Here is a 15,547-nt window from a genome sequence, read left to right on the forward strand (position 1 = left end):
CATGTTTCACACGGGCTCGGTGTGCAGGGTCAGCATCCCGTCGCGGCGGCCCGCGATCAGCCGCCTGCTGCGTAACGGTGACCCCACCGCCACGCCGCCCTGGCCGCGCCAAGCCGTGACCAGGGTGTCCACCCCGCGAATCTGCTTGTCGGTCAGACCGCTGGCCCCCCCGGCGAGCAACCAGCCCCGAATCACCCTGCGCCGAACGGCCTCCGGCAGATTCGCCAGACGAGCGGTGTCGAGGCCGCCTGCGGTCGACGACTCGGACAGCTCGCGGTCGGCGAGCGTGTCGAGCGTGTCGCTGTCCTCGCGCAACGCCGCCGCGGTGCGGGCCAGCGCCTGGGCGACGCCACCGCCCAGCACGTCTTCCAGCAACGGGAGCACCTCGGCACGCAGCCGCGCCCGGGTGTACCGCCGATCGGTGTTGTGGGGGTCCTGCCATGGTGTCAGGTTCAGCTCGTCGCACGCCGCGTGCGTCACCTCGCGCCGGATGCCCAGCAGCGGGCGGTACCACGGTGGGTCGTGCGGACGCATACCGGCGATGGAACGGGCACCAGATCCGCGTCCCAGGCCGAGCAGCACGGTCTCGGCTTGATCGTCCAGCGTGTGCGCCAGCAGTACCGGCGCGTCGCCCCGCGCGGCGTCCAACGCCTCATAACGTGCGGTGCGCGCGGCGGCCTCGGGCCCACCGGCCGTCCCGACCTCGACGCAAAGGATCTGTGCGTCAACACATCCCAGCGACAGCGCTTGTTCGCGCGCCTTTGCCGCCACCTCGTCGGAGCCGGGCTGCAGTCGATGATCGACGATGAGCGCCGTCGTCGGCTTGACCGTCGCCGCGGCAGCGGTCAACGCCAGTGAATCGGCGCCCCCGGACAGCGCCACACACCAACTCGGGTCGGCGGTCGCGTAACCGCGGGAGAACGCCGTGACGGCCGCACGCAGCGCGGCTACAGAACTCTGTCGATCCACCGTTGTGGCTTGTCGATTTCCAGAGGCAGCGGCAGGGTTTCAGGACCGGACCAGACGGCGTTGAACCGCGTCATCCCGACCTGGGACACCACATGGTCGACGAACGCCTTACCGCGGGTGTACTGGCTGAGCTTGGCGTCGAATCCGAGCAGCGCCCGCATGATCCGCTGCAGCGGAGGCTGTCTGCGTTGCCGCCGTTCGTCGAAGCGCCGCCGGATCGTCGCCACGGACGGCACCACCTTGGGCCCGACCGCGTCCATCACGTGATCGGCGTGGCCCTCCAGCAGCGTGCCGAGCACCAGCAGTTGGTCCAGCGCTTTGCGCTGCGGTTCGGCCTGCACAGCCCGCATCAGACCGATCATGCCGGACGAATTCGGTTCCGTCTCAGCGTCAATCACATAGTCGCGCCGGCTGCGCAAATAGCCGGCCAGCCTGCCCACCATCTGTCCGATGTCGTCGCCGGCGTCCTGAGTGAGCACCGCCAGCGACTGCGACATATGGTCGGCCAGCCACGGGTTGGCCCGGAACTGCACCCGGTGGGTGACTTCGTGCAGACACACCCACAACCTGAAATCACCTGGATCGACGCGCAATTGGCGTTCGACACCGATCACGTTGGGATACACGAGCAGGAGCTCGCCACCGTCGCTGGCGAACGGGTCGTACTGGCCGAGGATGCCCTGCGACACATAGGCGAGCACCGCCCCGGTCTGCACACCGGTGATCCGGCCGCTGATGAAACTCTTGGGTTCCTCTGTGCCGCCGGTCATCACCCGCATCGACTGCGTTGCCGCCTTGATCCACTGCGGACGGTCGATGATGCGGGCTTCGGGGATCGCGCCGCCCTCGATGAGCCCGGTGACCTCACGCACCGGCAGCTCGGCATTGCGGGACGACTCGGCGAGTTGATCGATGACCTGGCGGCGGGTGTAGTCCGAGGCGTCCGGGCCCGGCCGCACCAGCTTCTGGCCCACGTCGGCGGCGAACTTCCAGTCGACGGCGTGGCCGACGCTGACCGGTGTCGAGGTGCTCATGCGCTGCACCCGCACTTCCGCATGGCCGCGGCCAGCGTGTCCAGGGCGACGCGGCCCGTCGGCCCGGCGTCGTTGGAGATGAAGGCGAAGGTGAGCACCCGCCCGCTGGCGTCGGTGATGATGCCCGCCAACGAGTTGGTGCCCGTCAGCGATCCCGTCTTGGCCCGCAGGTAACCGGCCGAGGATCGGCCCACATCGTCGAGGAAGCGATTGGACAGTGTGCCGCTGCCTCCCGCGATCGGCAGCATCTCGACCAGCGGGCGCAGCCTGGGTTCCGCGCTGCCCGCAGCCGCGTTCACGACCTCGTCGAGCGTCTCCGCGGTCAGCCGGTCGTCGACGGACAAGCCGCTGGAGTCGAAGAGCCTGGCGTTGGTGGTGTCGATCTTGGCGTCGTCGAGTTCACCGAGCACGGCCTGCACCGCCCCCGCGAAACTCTGCGGAAGCCCGACCTCGGCGGCGACCTCGCGGCCGATCGACTCGGCCATCACGTTGTCCGACGCGTTCATCATGTCGCGCAGGCGATCGATGAGCGGCGGCGACTGCACCGACCCGATCTCCTGGCCACCGCGCGCGGCGCCCGGCACGACCGTCACCCTCTTGGGGTCGACGTCCAGTGCCACCGCCAGCGCGCGACCGGCATCCAGCGCCGGCGTCTTGGAGCGGGTGGAATCGACGCTCACCGGTTGGGTGCGGCCACCGTCGAGCATCACCGATTCCATCGGCGCGATGTCTCCGCCGTCGATGTCCAACGGATCCCAGCCCGGCGCCATCGTCGGACCGGTGTAGGCGCTGACGTCCACCTGCACCGAGGTGGGCTCGATTCCCGCGGCTTCCACCTGTTCGGCCAGATCGCTGATGCGCGCGGCATCGCGATACCAGGTCTCCTCGTCCGGGGCGGCCGCGGACAGCGTCTGGTCACCGCCGCCTTTCAGGACCACGACGCCGACCTTGGCGGTGCTGAAGACGCGGGTGATCAGCCGGTCGTCGCGGTCGAGAGCGAGCAGCGCCGCCGCGGCCGTCAGCGTCTTGTTGGTCGACGCGGGCTGCATCGGCACGTCGGCGCCCTGTGCCCACAATTCGGCCCCGGTGATCGCATCGGTGATGCGGCCGGTGAACTTGCCCAGGTTCGGATCGGCCAGCGCGGGCGCGAGCACAGCGGCCAGCCGGTCGGGCGTCGGCTTCGGGGCGGAATCGGCGACGGGCACGATGCCCGGGTTCGCGGTCGCCGCCGGCGGCGTCGGCTTGACGGCCGCCGCGTCGGGTGAACCCCCGCCGCTCAGCAGGGCCGACACTGCGACGACGACGGCGACGGCGACCAGCACCGCGACCGCGATCAGCGCGTGGGTGGATCGCCTCCACGTGGTTGGCCGCATAGCTCAGGGTATCCGCTGGCCCCGATCAAGCCCGCAGGCCGCGGGTGCCGAACGCCATCGTGCCTCCCGAGTAGGTGGCCAGAATCCTGGGCAGATTAGGGTGATGCCGTCCCCAATACCGCAGCACAGGGCAGGAAGGCGCCGCCGTGGAGTTCGACGTAGTCATCGAGATCCCGAAGGGTTCGCGCAACAAGTACGAAGTGGACCACGACTCCGGGCGGGTGAAGCTCGACCGCTACCTCTACACCTCGATGGCCTACCCGGCCGATTACGGCTTCTTCGAGAACACGCTCGGCGAGGACGGCGATCCGCTGGACGCGCTGGTGCTGCTACCGGAGTCGGTGTTTCCCGGCTGCATTGTCGAGGCGCGGCCGGTCGCGATGTTCCAGATGACCGACGAGGCCGGCGGCGACGACAAGCTGCTGTGCGTGCCCGCCGGCGACGGCCGCTGGGACCACATCCAGGATCTCGAAGACGTACCCGCGTACGAACTCGACGCGATCAAGCACTTCTTCGTGCACTACAAGGACCTCGAGCCGGGCAAATTCGTCAAGGCCGCCGACTGGGTGGGACGCGAAAAGGCCGAGGCCGAACTGAAGGCGTCGGTCGAGCGGTTCAAGGCCGCCGGACACTGATTTTTCACCGCCGTAACATGCGGTAACCCGGGCGTACCCTGCGCCTCCGATGATGACGCTGTGTTGATGCATCAGGGGATCGGCCTGGAGGCGTTCAACGCCATGCCGATGCGCCGCGCGGTGCATGCCATCTACGAGTGCTGCTACAGCGTGCCGCTGGCAGCGGATCTGTGCCGTGGTCGGCCATTCGCCAGTCACGACGAACTCTTCCGATCGGCCGACGCGCTGCTGTTCGGACTCTCCGAGGAATCGATCGACACGATCCTGCAGGCCTACCCCGACATCGGGCGCAGGCCAGGCAGCGAGAAGTCAGCCGCCGAGCAGTGCGCCATCTGGTGCGATCAGCCCGACGTGATGGCCCAGCTCGGACAGGCCTCGGAACGCTATCTGGCGCACTTCGGATTCGGCTTCGTCATGTTCGTCAACGGATACACCGCGCAGGACGTGCTGTCGACGATGTCGGACCGGCTGCACAACGACATCGAGACCGAACGCAAGGTCGTGCGCAACGAGCTTGCCCGCATCAACCGCACCCGTCTCGAGCGCATGCTGGGCCCCGAGGGCGGCTACGACAACTGGTGAGGCTCGAGCTCGCCGAATGCCCGCTCGACAACTCGAAAAGAGTTGCTGGGCAGGACGATTGATGCGGGGAGCTACACCCCCTGCCAGTCCTTGATCGCCGTGTCCTGTTTCTGCCCGAGCTCGGTCACGAAGTCCGGCGGCGCCGGATCGTTTGGTGGACCGTCGAACTCGATGGTGGTGGCGACGTTGCCCTCGGTGAACGACAGCACCGTCACCGACCCCGGCCCGCCGATGGACGTCCCGGAGACCATCGTGCCGCCGGTGCCCACTGGCACAGGTGCCGACACCGGATTCGCCACGTCGGCCGCGGCCCCGGCGAGTGATCCCGTCGCCTCCCCTGCGCTGGGGAAGATCAGGATGGTCGTCGTGATCTGCCGGGTGCCGCCTTCGCGGTGGACGTACCTGGCCGAGACGCCGCGCTGTCCGTTCGGATCGATGTCGAAGGGGTCAGCGCTGTACGCCTGCGAATCCGAGACCAGGTTCGGGTCGACCGGTAGCTGGCTGTAATCATTGGGTTGCGCTGCGGCAGAACCCAATCCGCCGATGGTGGCCGCAACCGCCACAGCAGCGAAAGCTCCCCCGACCTTCGCGCACATGTTCCGTCTCAGCATGGGTAGCACGCCCATCCGCGCCATCCGTCGCGCCAGAACCAGCCGGGCCCGCAACCCATGTTGCCGGTGGTGCCGTAGCAATCCAGCGCCTGGATGCGCGGGCCCGCGGGCACCGCAGGCTGAGTGTGGGTGGTGGTGTTGTCGACTGATGCCGCTCCAGCTACTGGTGTTGCCGTCAGGATCGGCGCTGACGCGAGTGCGGCCACGGCGACCGCCATCGTGAGTCTGTGCATCTCTGCTCCCCTAAACGTTGACACTCGGGTAAGCCGAAGTTACCCCTCCCACGCTGTGGATACTTCGCAATTGCCGGAACAAACCAGGGGCCGACGCCGCATGATGATCCGATGCATGAAGTACTACATGGCCACTGTGATCCGCGTTTCGACAAGGTCGCCGATGCCCTCGCCGACGAGATCCTCAGCGGCGGCGAGGTCGGCGCCGCTATAGCCATCGACATCGACGGTGAGTCCGTGGTCGACATGTGGGGCGGCCATGCCGACGCCGCCAAGACAGTGCCGTGGAAGCAGGACACCATCGTCAACGTCTGGTCGTCGACCAAGACGATAACCGCGCTGGCGGGGCTGATGCTCATCGACCGCGGGCTGGTCGAACCCACCGCGCCGGTGTCCGACTACTGGCCCGAATTCGCCGCGAACGGCAAGCAGCACATCGAGTTTCGTCATCTGATGTCACACACGTCCGGGTTGTCCGGATGGGACCAACCGGTCGTCACCGAAGACCTCTTCGACTGGGACAAATCGACCGCCGCACTGGCCGCGCAGGCGCCGTGGTGGGAACCGGGTACGGCGTCGGGCTATCACGCCCTGACCTTCGGCCACCTCATCGGCGAGGTGCTGCGCCGCGTGACCGGTGCGACCCTGAAGGAATTTGTGCGCGACGAGATCGCCGGCCCGCTGGGCGCCGACTTCCAGATCGGTGCGCAACCGGCCGACGCAGACCGGATCGCCGAGATCATCCCGGCGACGGAACCGCTCGACCTACCCCCGATGGATCAGTGGCCCGCACCGATGCTGAAGACGTTCACCGGGCCGGCGCCCGACCCCGCCGTCGCCAACACCGACGGGTGGCGGGCAGCGGACATCGGCGGAGCCAACGGCCACGGCAACGCCCGGTCGCTGACCCGGATCCTGTCCGCGATTTCGTTGGGCGGCACGGTGGACGGTGTCCAGCTGCTGAAACAGGAGACGATCGACAAGATCTTCGAGATCCACTCCGAGGGACCGGATCTCGTCCTGCTCAATCACCCGTTGACATTCGGGCTGGGATTCGGCCTGCCACAACGTGAGTCCATACCGTTCGTCCCCGACGGGCGGATCTGTTTCTGGGGCGGCTGGGGCGGGTCGTGGGAGACGATGAACCCCGACCGTCGAACCACCGTCGCCTACGTGATGAACAAGATGGGCCCCGGTATCGAGGGCTCGCCCCGCACCGACCGCTACTACACGCTGATCTACGAGGCTCTGGCCTGACCTCGGATCGCCAGCCAGTCGAGCACGTCGAGACCCACGGCCCGCAGATCCTGGCGCGGTGACGCCGCGATCAGCGTGACGCCGTCGGCCACCCCGGTCGTTTCGATGTCGGCAATCAGCCCGGCGAGACCGTCGACCGTACCGATGTAGTGCACTCCGTCGGCAGATTCCAGTTCGCCTCGCGCCGACCGGAAGTCGGCCGCCACCGCCACGGTCATGTCGAGGATGACGGCGACCTCCTCGGAACCGGCCCGAATCCGGGTCCTGGCTCGACGCGCCTGTGACAGGTCGTCGGCAGCGACCCGCACGGCGGGCTCGGCGCCGTCGGTCAACTCAATCCAGTGCCCGTCGATGCCGTCTGCCACGAATAGCCGCACGGCGGCGACGTTAGGCGCTGACGCGACCGCCGTCGAGCCTTGCGATCAGTGCGAATCCAACGATTTCTCGGTTGCGTCCGGCGCTGTGCCGTTTCCGGTATCGCCGGTGTCGGCCTCACCGTCGTTCCCGTTCTTCACGTCGTGCACGCGCGTCTTGTACAGGCTGGCGACGGTCGTGATGAGCAGCGTCACGACGATCACGCCGAGGCTGGCCAGCGTCGGAATCTCGGGCACCGGCACGTGCTCACCACCGTTGATGAACGGCAGCTCGTTCTCGTGCAGCGCGTGCAGGATCAGCTTCACACCGATGAACGCGAGGATGATGGCCAGACCCTGCGACAGGTATACCAGCCGCTTCAACAGGTCGCCGAGTAGGAAGTACAGCTGACGCAGACCCATCAGCGCGAACACGTTCGCCGTGAACACCAGGTACGGCTCGCGCGTCAGGCCGTAGATCGCGGGGATCGAGTCCAGCGCGAAGAGCAGGTCGGTGGTGCCGAGAGCAACGATCACCAGGAACATCGGCGTCATCAATCGCTTGCCGTTGTCCTTGATCCACATCTTCAGGCCGTGCCACTCGTCGGTCAGGCTCAGGTGCTTACGCGCGAAGCGGACAACGAAGTTCTCGGCGTCGTCGTCGTGGTCGGTGTCGCGGACGAGCGTGATCGCGGTGTAGACCAGGAAAGCGCCGAATGCGTAGAAGATCCACGAGAACTGGTTGATGGCCACCGCGCCGAGCGCGATGAAGATGCCGCGGAAGACCAGCGCCAGAATGATGCCGACCAGCAGTGCCTGCTGCTGGTACTTCCTCGGCACGTTGAAGCTCGCCATGATGATCAAGAAGATGAACAGGTTGTCCACCGACAAGCTGTACTCGGTGAGCCAGCCCGTGAAGAACTCCAGGCCGAACTGGCTGCCGTGGAAGAACCACACCCAGATACCGAAGGCCACTGCCAGCGTGATGTAGATGGTGAGGTAAGTCGCGGTTTCGCGCCTCGACGGTTCATGCGGCCGACGCCCGATGACGATGACGTCGAACAGCAGAATCGCGACCGTCACGCCCAGCGTGATGATCCACTCGAGTTGAGAAACGTTCACAAAACCTCCGGTCGCCGCGGCGGGCAACGAATGCAGCCCGAATAACGCCGGAGGTCTCTTCCACCGCAAGTCGTAAGCGGTCCGCAGCACCGGTCGTCCCATTTAGGCCGACGTGATGACGACGCTGCAGCGAAGGAATACTCCCCTCCGTACATGATTCTGCCAGGTAACCGCGATTGACCGAAATCGAGGGAATCAAACGTCGGGCCGGTGGCGCAATTGTGATCGGCCACCGCGTGCGGCGCGCGTGCGCCGACCGCGCCGCTTAGTAGTTTTATAGCCGTGACTGGGGATGTTGGGCCCGAAGTACCTCGGCAGTATTTGCTGTCGCGGCATGCCCCCGAGCCCAGAACGCTCATCGACATTCTCTACGAGACTGCCAGCCGTCATCCCGACTCGCCTGCCATCGATGACGGCGAGGTTCAGCTCACCTATGCCGAGCTGATCTCCGACATTGAAGACAGTGTCGAGTGGTTGGCCGCCCGCGGGATCGGGCGCGGTGATCGCGTCGGTATCCGGATGCCGTCGGGCAGCTACGCGCTGTACGTGGCGATCCTCGCGACGCTGGCCAGCGGCGCTGCCTACGTTCCGGTCGACGCCGACGATCCCGACGAACGGGCGGACCTGGTGTTCACCGAGGCCAACGTCGTCGCGATCATCACCGAGGCCGGGCTGATCCGCGCGCAGGGTTCCTCGCGGGGGTGGCGCGCCGCGGCTCCGCTCGGGCGCGACGACGCCTGGATCATCTTCACGTCCGGTTCCACCGGAACCCCCAAGGGCGTGGCCGTCACACACCGAAGCGCGGCCGCGTTCGTCGACGCGGAAGCGCGAATGTTCCTGCAGGACAGCCCACTCGGGCCGAACGATCGGGTGCTCGCTGGGCTGTCGGTGGCCTTCGATGCGTCGTGTGAGGAGATGTGGCTGGCCTGGCGGCACGGGGCATGCCTGGTGCCCGCGCCACGTTCGCTGGTGCGCAGCGGCATGGACCTGGGCCCGTGGCTGGTGTCGCGAGACATCACTGTCGTCTCCACGGTGCCGACGCTGGCGGCTCTGTGGCCCGCCGAGGCGCTCGAGGCGGTGCGCCTGTTGATCTTCGGCGGCGAGGCCTGCCCGCCGGAACTGGCCGAGCGGCTCGCTGTCGAGGGCCGCGAGGTGTGGAACACCTACGGACCCACCGAGGCGACCGTCGTCGCATGCGCGGCGCGGCTGCGCGGTTGGGCACCGGTGAGCATCGGGCGTCCGCTGCCGGGCTGGGACCTGGCGGTGGTCGACAGGTCGGGTGTGCCGGTCGCTCTCGGGGAGGTCGGCGAACTGGTGATAGGCGGCGTCGGGCTGGCCCGGTACCTGGACCCGGAGAAGGACGCCGAAAAGTACGCACCGATGCCCACCCTTGGATGGAGCCGCGCGTACCGCAGCGGCGACCTGGTTCGCCTCGAAGACGACGGCCTCTACTTCCAGGGGCGCGCCGACGACCAGGTCAAGGTGGGCGGCCGGCGGATCGAGCTGGGCGAGGTCGACTCTGCGCTCGTCCACCTACCCGGCGTCAGCGGCGGCGCGGCCGCGGTGCGGCGCACGGCCAGCGGTACCCCGCTGTTGGTCGGTTACATCGCCAGCGCCGATCCCGCGTTCGATCTCGCTGCCGCCCGCACAACGCTGGCCGAGACGTTGCCTGCCGCGCTCGTGCCGCGTCTGGTGCTCGTCGACGAACTGCCGACGCGGACGTCCGGCAAGGTCGACCGCGACGCGCTGCCATGGCCGCCACCCGGCGAACCCGAGGACGCGGACACACCCGACCTCGGCGGCACGATGGGCTGGGTGGCCGGTCTGTGGCGCGACGTCCTAGCCGCACCCATCGAGGGGCCCGAGGCGGACTTCTTCGCGCTCGGCGGCGGATCTTTGTCGGCCGCCCAGCTGGTGGCCGCCCTACGGCAGCGCTATCCGCAGGTGACCGTGGCGGACCTCTACGACCATCCGCGCCTCGGATCGCTGACCGGGTACCTCGATGAGTTGAAACCGCCACCGCGGGTAGAGACCCGTGTGGTCAAACCGACGCCGTGGCTCTCACAAGCAGTCCAGGTTGCGCTGACGCTCCCGCTGGCCACGCTGACGGCGCTGCAGTGGGTGGTCTGGCTCGCACTGGCCAACAACATCGCCGCGGAGCTGAACCTGGTGCCGTGGACGGCGCCGATCAGCTGGTGGTGGATCCTCGCGGGCTTCCTGCTTTTCGTCACACCGCTCGGCCGGATGGGCATCGCAGTGCTGTTCGCACGGATGCTGCTGTCGGGGCTGGAACCCGGCACATACCGTCGAGGTGGGCCGGAGCATCTGCGGGTGTGGTTCGCCGAGCGTCTCGCCGAAGCCAGCGGTGCGGAGAACCTGGCAGGCGCGCCGTGGCTGGTGTACTACGCGCGCGCGCTCGGGAACAAGGTCGGCAAGGGGGTCGACCTGCACTCGGCTCCACCGGTCACCGGCATGCTCAAGCTCGGTCACCGCAGTTCGGTCGAACCCGAAGTCGACCTGACGGGTCACTGGATCGACGGCGACCAATTCCACGTCGGACGGATCAGCATCGGCAACGACGCCACGATCGGCGCCCGCACGACGTTGCACCCGGGCGCCGTCGTCGGCAAGAACGCCGATGTCGCACCGGGCTCAGGTGTCGTCGGCAAGGTCAAGAACGGTCAGTACTGGAAGGGCTCACCCGCGGTGAAGTCCGGGAAGGCCCGCCATCCGTGGCCGGATCACCGGCCGCACAGGGCACCGGTGTGGGTCGCGGTCTACGGGGCGACGTCGGTGCTGCTCGGCGCGGTTCCGCTGCTGGCGCTCGGTGTCGGTCTCGCCGTGATCGGCTGGGGTGTCCGCGGCGCCGACACCGTTGCGGCGGCCATCACCCCCGCTGCAGTGTGGACTCCGGCCGCGACCCTGGCCGCCGTGCTGACCTATGCGCTACTGACCATCGTCGGGGTGCGACTGCTCTCCCTGTGGCTCAGCGAGGGTTATCACCCGGTGCGCAGTCGCGTCGGGTGGCAGATATGGGCCACCGAACGACTGATGGATGCCGCACGCAACTACCTCTTCCCCCTGTATGCCAGCCTGCTGACGCCGTGGTGGCTGCGGTTACTCGGCGCGAAAGTGGGTCGTGGCACCGAGATCTCGACCGCGCTGCTTACCCCGAAGTTCACCGTGGTCGAAGACGGTGCCTTTCTGGCCGACGACACCATGGTCGCCTCGTACGAACTCGGTGGGGGCTGGATACACGTCGCGAAGGCGACGATCGGCAAGCGGGCGTTCCTCGGCAACTCCGGCATCACCCAGCCCGGCCGTAAGGTGCCCGACGACGGGTTGGTCGCGGTGCTGTCCGCCGCACCGCACAAGGCCAAGGCCGGATCGTCGTGGCTGGGCAGTCCGCCGGTTCGGTTGCGGCGCAAGCCGACAGCGGCTGACACGCTGCGCACGTTCCACCCGTCGGTACGGCTGAAGATCCTGCGCTCCCTGGTGGAGACGTGCCGGATCGTTCCGCTGATCGTGACGTTCGCAATCGGCGTCGCCGTGCTGCTGACGCTGCAGTGGCTGGCGGTCACCGTCGGTTGGTGGTGGGCGGCGCTGGCAGGCGGCGTCGTCATGCTGACCGCGGGTGCGATCGCGGGCGGTATTGCCGTGGTCGCGAAATGGGTTGTGGTAGGGCGTATCCGGGCCATCGAACATCCGTTGTGGTCCGCGTTCGTGTGGCGCAACGAGGTATCGGACACCTTCGTCGAGACCGTGGCGGCGCCGTGGTTCGCGCGTGCCGCCACCGGAACGCCGGTGATGAACCTGTGGCTGCGGGCGCTCGGCGCGTCGATCGGGCGCGGCGTGTGGTGCGAGACGTACTGGCTGCCCGAGGCCGATCTGGTCACCCTCGGCGGGGGTTCGACGGTCAACCGCGGCTGCGTGGTCCAGACGCACCTCTTCCACGACCGCATCATGCGGATGGACACCGTTGTGCTGGAGGAGGGTGCGACGCTGGGCCCGCACTGTGTCGCGCTACCCGCCGCGCGGATCGGCGCGGGCGCGACGGTCGGCCCGGCCTCCCTGGTGATGCGCGGCGACGAGGTTCCGCCCTCGACCCGCTGGCTGGGCAATCCGATCGCACCGTGGAACCTGTTCCGTAAGAAGCGCGGCGGCAGCCCTGATCCAGCGCCCGAGAAGCCAGAAGACGCCGCCGCGTGACACGGAGCAAGAAGAAGGGACCCCCACCCGTCATCGATCCATACATTCCGGCCAACGGCAATTTCGGCTACCGGGTATCGCGCTACGAACTCGATCTGGAATACAAGGTGGCGATCAACCGACTGACGGGCACAGCCACCATCACCGCCGTGACGCTGGCCGCGCTGCGCAGTTTCACCCTCGACATGTCGCATGCGCTTTCGGTGACCAAGGTGACCGTGAACGGTCGGCGGCCGGCACAGTTCCGGTCGTCTCAGAACAAGCTGCACATCGGGTTGGCGGACGCCGTGCCGGCCGGCGCAGCGATGTCGATCGTGGTGCGATACGGCGGTTCTCCGCGGCCGATCCGCTCCCTTTGGGGCGACGTGGGTTTCGAGGAACTCACCGAGGGCGTGCTGGTGGCCGGTCAACCGAACGGCGCGGCCTCCTGGTTTCCCTGCGACGACCACCCCAGCGCGAAGGCGAGCTTCTCCGTCCGGATCAGCACCGAGAGTCCGTACTACGCGCTGGCCAACGGCGAGCTGGTGTCCAAGCGCGCGCGGGCCGGGATGACGACCTGGACCTATGAGCAGGCGGAGCCGACGTCTACATATCTCATGACGCTGCAGATCGGCGTGTACAGCAGACACCGAATGGCCAAGAACGGCGTCCCGATGCATGCCCTTCTGCCGGACCGGTTGCGGCGCAACTTCGATCAAGACTTCGCCGACCAGCCGAAGATGATGAAACTGTTCGTCAAGCTGTTCGGCCCGTACCCCCTGGCGACCGGATACACCGTGGTCATCACCGATGATGACCTCGAGATACCGCTTGAGGCGCAAGGTATCTCGATCTTCGGCGCCAATCACTGCGACGGTCGGGGCAGCTCCGAACGGCTGATTGCGCACGAACTGGCCCACCAGTGGTTCGGCAATTCGGTCACCGCCCAACGTTGGCGGCACATCTGGCTACACGAGGGCTTCGCCTGCTACGCGGAGTGGTTGTGGTCAGAACACTCGGGCGGCCGCACCGCCGACGAGTGGGCGCACCACTACTACCAGCGGTTGGCGGATTCGTCGCAGGACCTGCTGCTGGCCGACCCTGGCCCGCGCGACATGTTCGACGATCGGGTGTACAAGCGGGGCGCCATCACACTTCACGTGCTGCGCCGTCAAATCGGCGACGAGAATTTCTTTGCGCTGCTTCGTGATTGGACGCAACGTCACCGGCACAGCACGGCCGTCACCGACGACTTCACCGGGCTCGCCTCGAATTACACCAACGAGTCCTTGCGGCCGTTGTGGGCTACATGGCTCTACTCCACGGAACTGCCTTCCCTGGATTTTTCACCGTGACCGATGCCGGCACACCGGGCCCCGTCGCGCGCGCGAGCGTCGCACGGGTCGGCGTGGCAACGGCGCTGTCCGCGCTGTGCGGCTACACGGTGCTGTATCTGGCCGCCCGCGACCTCGAGCCGATCGGGTTCTCCGTCTTCGGGGTCTTCTGGGGAGCCTTCGGGCTGGTGACCGGCGCAGCGTTCGGCCTGTTGCAGGAGACGACGAGGGAGGTGCGCTCGGCCGGTTACATCGATATCGCCGATGGACCGCGGACCCACGCGATGAGGGTGGCGGCGATGGTCGGCGTGGCGGCGGCCGCGCTGATCGCGGTGAGTTCGCCGCTGTGGTCGGCCCATGTGTTCGCCGATGAACGATGGCTTTCGGTTGGGCTGCTGGCCGGCGGCCTTGCCGGTTTCTGCCTGCACGCCACGCTGCTCGGCATGCTGGCGGGGCTGAACCGCTGGACGGCATACGGGTCGTTGATGGTGACCGACGCGGTACTGCGGGTGATCGTGGCCGTCGCGACGTTCCTGGTGGGCTGGGCCCTGGTCGGATATCTGTGGGCCACAGTGGCCGGGGCGATCGCCTGGCTGCTCATGTTGGTCGTCTCCCCCGCCACGCGCGAGGCGGCCAGGCTGCTGACGCCGGGCGGCACGGTTACGTTCCTGCGCGGCGCCTCGCATTCGATCGCTGCCGCGGGGGCGAGTGCGGTTCTGGTGATGGGCTTTCCGGTGCTGCTCAAGGCGACGTCGGGTGACCTGGGTGCGACGGGTGGCGTCGTCATTCTGGCCGTGACGCTCACCCGCGCACCGCTGTTGGTACCCCTGACCGCAATGCAGGGCAATCTGATCGCACATTTCGTCGACCAGCGCACCGAGCGCATGCAGGCGCTGATGAAACCGGCGGCCGCGGTGATCGGGCTGGGTCTGCTCGGCGTGGTGGCCGCCGGAGTCTTCGGACCGTGGCTGCTGCGCAACGCATTCGGCGCCGAGTACCGCGCCGAGGGCGCGCTGCTGGCGTGGCTCACCGCCGCGGCGATCGCGATCGCACTGTTGACGCTGACCGGTGCCGCGACGGTGGCGGCGGCGCTGCACCGGGCGTACTCACTGGGATGGGTCTCGGCGACGGTCGCATCGACGGCACTGTTGTTGCTGCCGTTGGACATCGAGACGCGCACCGTGATCGCCCTGCTGTGCGGGCCGCTGGTCGGAATCGTGGTGCACCTGAGTGCGCTGGCGCGTGCTCGCGCGTCAGTCCTGCCGGATGGGTGATGCGCCGGTGAGCAGCGTCGTGAGCAGCTCGATACGCTTGTCCTCGAGCTCGGGCTGCGGCAGCACCGCACGCACGATCGCCGCACCGTCGAAAGTGTTCGTGAGAATCGCCGTCAGCGCGGCGAACGTATCCTCGGGAAACTGATCGGCACCGGGCAGTGCCCGCGCGGCCTCGTAGATGTTCGCGGCGTACTCGGTCAGCACGTCCTGCAGTGTTTGCCTGAGCTTTTCGTCGGTGCGCGCGGCAACGAGCAGCTCGTACATCACGGTGTTGGTGGCGTTGCCTGTGACGTCGCGCAGGACCGTCAGCGCGGCCTCGAGAGCCGGCTCGGTCGACGGTATCTCGGCGACGCGCTTCGAGAACAGGCCGAGTTGGCGCCGCATCACCTCCCGCGCGGTGGCCGCCATGAAGTCGCCCACGGTGGGAAAGTGCCGGAACAGCGCGCCGTCGGAAACACCGGCGCGCCTGGCGATCACGGCCGCCGACGCCCGCGCGTACCCCACCTCGACGATGGTGTCGATGCTGGCGTCGAGCAGTCGGGCGATGGTTTCCTCCCGACGCTGCTGTTGCGTCCTTGCCAT

General features: G+C 67.6%; 14 protein-coding genes. 6 read left to right on the plus strand and 8 right to left on the minus strand.

All coding sequences use genetic code 11. The features are described 5' to 3' along the window. Positions 1–6 precede the first annotated feature (6 nt). Genes tilS through dacB form a run of 3 tightly spaced genes read right to left on the minus strand, consistent with a single transcriptional unit; the run spans position 7 to position 3,376 of the window. The gene (gene tilS, locus G6N42_RS19525; RefSeq protein ID WP_163731637.1) at positions 7–969 is read right to left on the minus strand and encodes a tRNA lysidine(34) synthetase TilS; all 963 of its coding nucleotides are present in this window, start codon (positions 967–969) and stop codon (positions 7–9) included. Continuing rightward, positions 948–2,003 (minus strand): zinc-dependent metalloprotease, encoded by a 1,056-nt coding sequence (locus G6N42_RS19530; protein ID WP_163731639.1) that lies wholly within the window; start codon positions 2,001–2,003, stop codon positions 948–950. Before G6N42_RS19530 ends, tilS begins: the two co-directional genes overlap by 22 nt. Continuing rightward, positions 2,000–3,376 (minus strand): D-alanyl-D-alanine carboxypeptidase/D-alanyl-D-alanine endopeptidase, encoded by a 1,377-nt coding sequence (gene dacB / locus G6N42_RS19535; protein ID WP_163731641.1) that lies wholly within the window; start codon positions 3,374–3,376, stop codon positions 2,000–2,002. Before dacB ends, G6N42_RS19530 begins: the two co-directional genes overlap by 4 nt. A gap of 146 nt (positions 3,377–3,522) precedes the next feature. On the opposite strand from dacB, the gene G6N42_RS19540 reads away from it, so the two are divergent. Then, positions 3,523–4,011, plus strand: coding sequence for an inorganic diphosphatase (locus G6N42_RS19540; RefSeq protein WP_163731644.1), 489 nt, complete (start codon positions 3,523–3,525; stop codon positions 4,009–4,011). A gap of 66 nt (positions 4,012–4,077) precedes the next feature. Further along, a complete protein-coding gene (locus G6N42_RS19545; protein WP_163731647.1) occupies positions 4,078–4,593 on the plus strand; it encodes a 2-oxo-4-hydroxy-4-carboxy-5-ureidoimidazoline decarboxylase in 516 nt (171 codons plus the stop codon). A gap of 71 nt (positions 4,594–4,664) precedes the next feature. On the opposite strand, the gene G6N42_RS19550 is transcribed toward G6N42_RS19545, so the two are convergent. Both G6N42_RS19550 and G6N42_RS19555 read right to left on the minus strand, forming a co-directional pair. After that, complete coding sequence (locus G6N42_RS19550; protein ID WP_232076197.1) at positions 4,665–5,204, minus strand: hypothetical protein; 540 nt, start codon at positions 5,202–5,204, stop codon at positions 4,665–4,667. Beyond that, positions 5,198–5,437, minus strand: a complete 240-nt coding sequence (locus tag G6N42_RS19555) for a hypothetical protein (RefSeq protein ID WP_163731652.1) — start codon at positions 5,435–5,437, stop codon at positions 5,198–5,200. The genes G6N42_RS19550 and G6N42_RS19555 overlap by 7 nt, the downstream gene beginning before the upstream one ends. 111 nt (positions 5,438–5,548) lie before the next feature. Between G6N42_RS19555 and G6N42_RS19560 the strand changes: the two genes are divergently transcribed. Then, on the plus strand, positions 5,549–6,694 hold the full coding sequence (locus G6N42_RS19560; protein ID WP_163731654.1) for a serine hydrolase domain-containing protein: 1,146 nt from the start codon (positions 5,549–5,551) through the stop codon (positions 6,692–6,694). Here G6N42_RS19560 and G6N42_RS19565 read toward each other — a convergent pair. Next, positions 6,676–7,071: a hypothetical protein gene (locus G6N42_RS19565; RefSeq protein WP_174262113.1), complete on the minus strand. Its 396-nt coding sequence runs from the start codon at positions 7,069–7,071 to the stop codon at positions 6,676–6,678. The two genes, G6N42_RS19560 and G6N42_RS19565, sit on opposite strands and share 19 nt — an antisense overlap. A 45-nt stretch (positions 7,072–7,116) precedes the next feature. Continuing rightward, the gene (locus G6N42_RS19570; RefSeq protein ID WP_163731657.1) at positions 7,117–8,169 is read right to left on the minus strand and encodes a TerC family protein; all 1,053 of its coding nucleotides are present in this window, start codon (positions 8,167–8,169) and stop codon (positions 7,117–7,119) included. Positions 8,170–8,451: 282 nt separating this feature from the next. Here G6N42_RS19570 and G6N42_RS19575 point away from each other — a divergent pair, with 282 nt between their 5' ends. Genes G6N42_RS19575 through G6N42_RS19585 form a run of 3 tightly spaced genes read left to right on the plus strand, consistent with a single transcriptional unit; the run spans position 8,452 to position 14,965 of the window. After that, a complete protein-coding gene (locus tag G6N42_RS19575; protein ID WP_163731659.1) occupies positions 8,452–12,378 on the plus strand; it encodes a Pls/PosA family non-ribosomal peptide synthetase in 3,927 nt (1,308 codons plus the stop codon). Continuing rightward, positions 12,375–13,712 (plus strand): M1 family metallopeptidase, encoded by a 1,338-nt coding sequence (locus G6N42_RS19580; RefSeq protein WP_163731664.1) that lies wholly within the window; start codon positions 12,375–12,377, stop codon positions 13,710–13,712. The genes G6N42_RS19575 and G6N42_RS19580 overlap by 4 nt, the downstream gene beginning before the upstream one ends. After that, the gene (locus tag G6N42_RS19585; RefSeq protein ID WP_434059590.1) at positions 13,667–14,965 is read left to right on the plus strand and encodes a hypothetical protein; all 1,299 of its coding nucleotides are present in this window, start codon (positions 13,667–13,669) and stop codon (positions 14,963–14,965) included. Before G6N42_RS19580 ends, G6N42_RS19585 begins: the two co-directional genes overlap by 46 nt. On the opposite strand, the gene G6N42_RS19590 is transcribed toward G6N42_RS19585, so the two are convergent. Continuing rightward, on the minus strand, positions 14,945–15,547 hold the full coding sequence (locus tag G6N42_RS19590; RefSeq protein ID WP_163731668.1) for a TetR/AcrR family transcriptional regulator: 603 nt from the start codon (positions 15,545–15,547) through the stop codon (positions 14,945–14,947). The two genes, G6N42_RS19585 and G6N42_RS19590, sit on opposite strands and share 21 nt — an antisense overlap.

The organism is Mycobacterium gallinarum, from assembly GCF_010726765.1.
Classification (GTDB): domain Bacteria; phylum Actinomycetota; class Actinomycetes; order Mycobacteriales; family Mycobacteriaceae; genus Mycobacterium; species Mycobacterium gallinarum.

Bases quoted from the DNA above. Each gene is read 5' to 3' on its own strand.
- G6N42_RS19560 (WP_163731654.1), top strand. From the start codon at position 5,549: ATGCATGAAGTACTACATGGCCACTGTGATCCGCGTTTCGACAAGGTC.
- dacB (WP_163731641.1), bottom strand. From the start codon at position 3,376: ATGCGGCCAACCACGTGGAGGCGATCCACCCACGCGCTGATCGCGGTC.
- G6N42_RS19550 (WP_232076197.1), bottom strand. From the start codon at position 5,204: ATGCTGAGACGGAACATGTGCGCGAAGGTCGGGGGAGCTTTCGCTGCT.
- G6N42_RS19545 (WP_163731647.1), top strand. From the start codon at position 4,078: ATGCATCAGGGGATCGGCCTGGAGGCGTTCAACGCCATGCCGATGCGC.
- G6N42_RS19530 (WP_163731639.1), bottom strand. From the start codon at position 2,003: ATGAGCACCTCGACACCGGTCAGCGTCGGCCACGCCGTCGACTGGAAG.
- G6N42_RS19590 (WP_163731668.1), bottom strand. From the start codon at position 15,547: ATGGCAAGGACGCAACAGCAGCGTCGGGAGGAAACCATCGCCCGACTG.
- G6N42_RS19555 (WP_163731652.1), bottom strand. From the start codon at position 5,437: ATGCACAGACTCACGATGGCGGTCGCCGTGGCCGCACTCGCGTCAGCG.
- G6N42_RS19585 (WP_434059590.1), top strand. From the start codon at position 13,667: ATGGCTCTACTCCACGGAACTGCCTTCCCTGGATTTTTCACCGTGACC.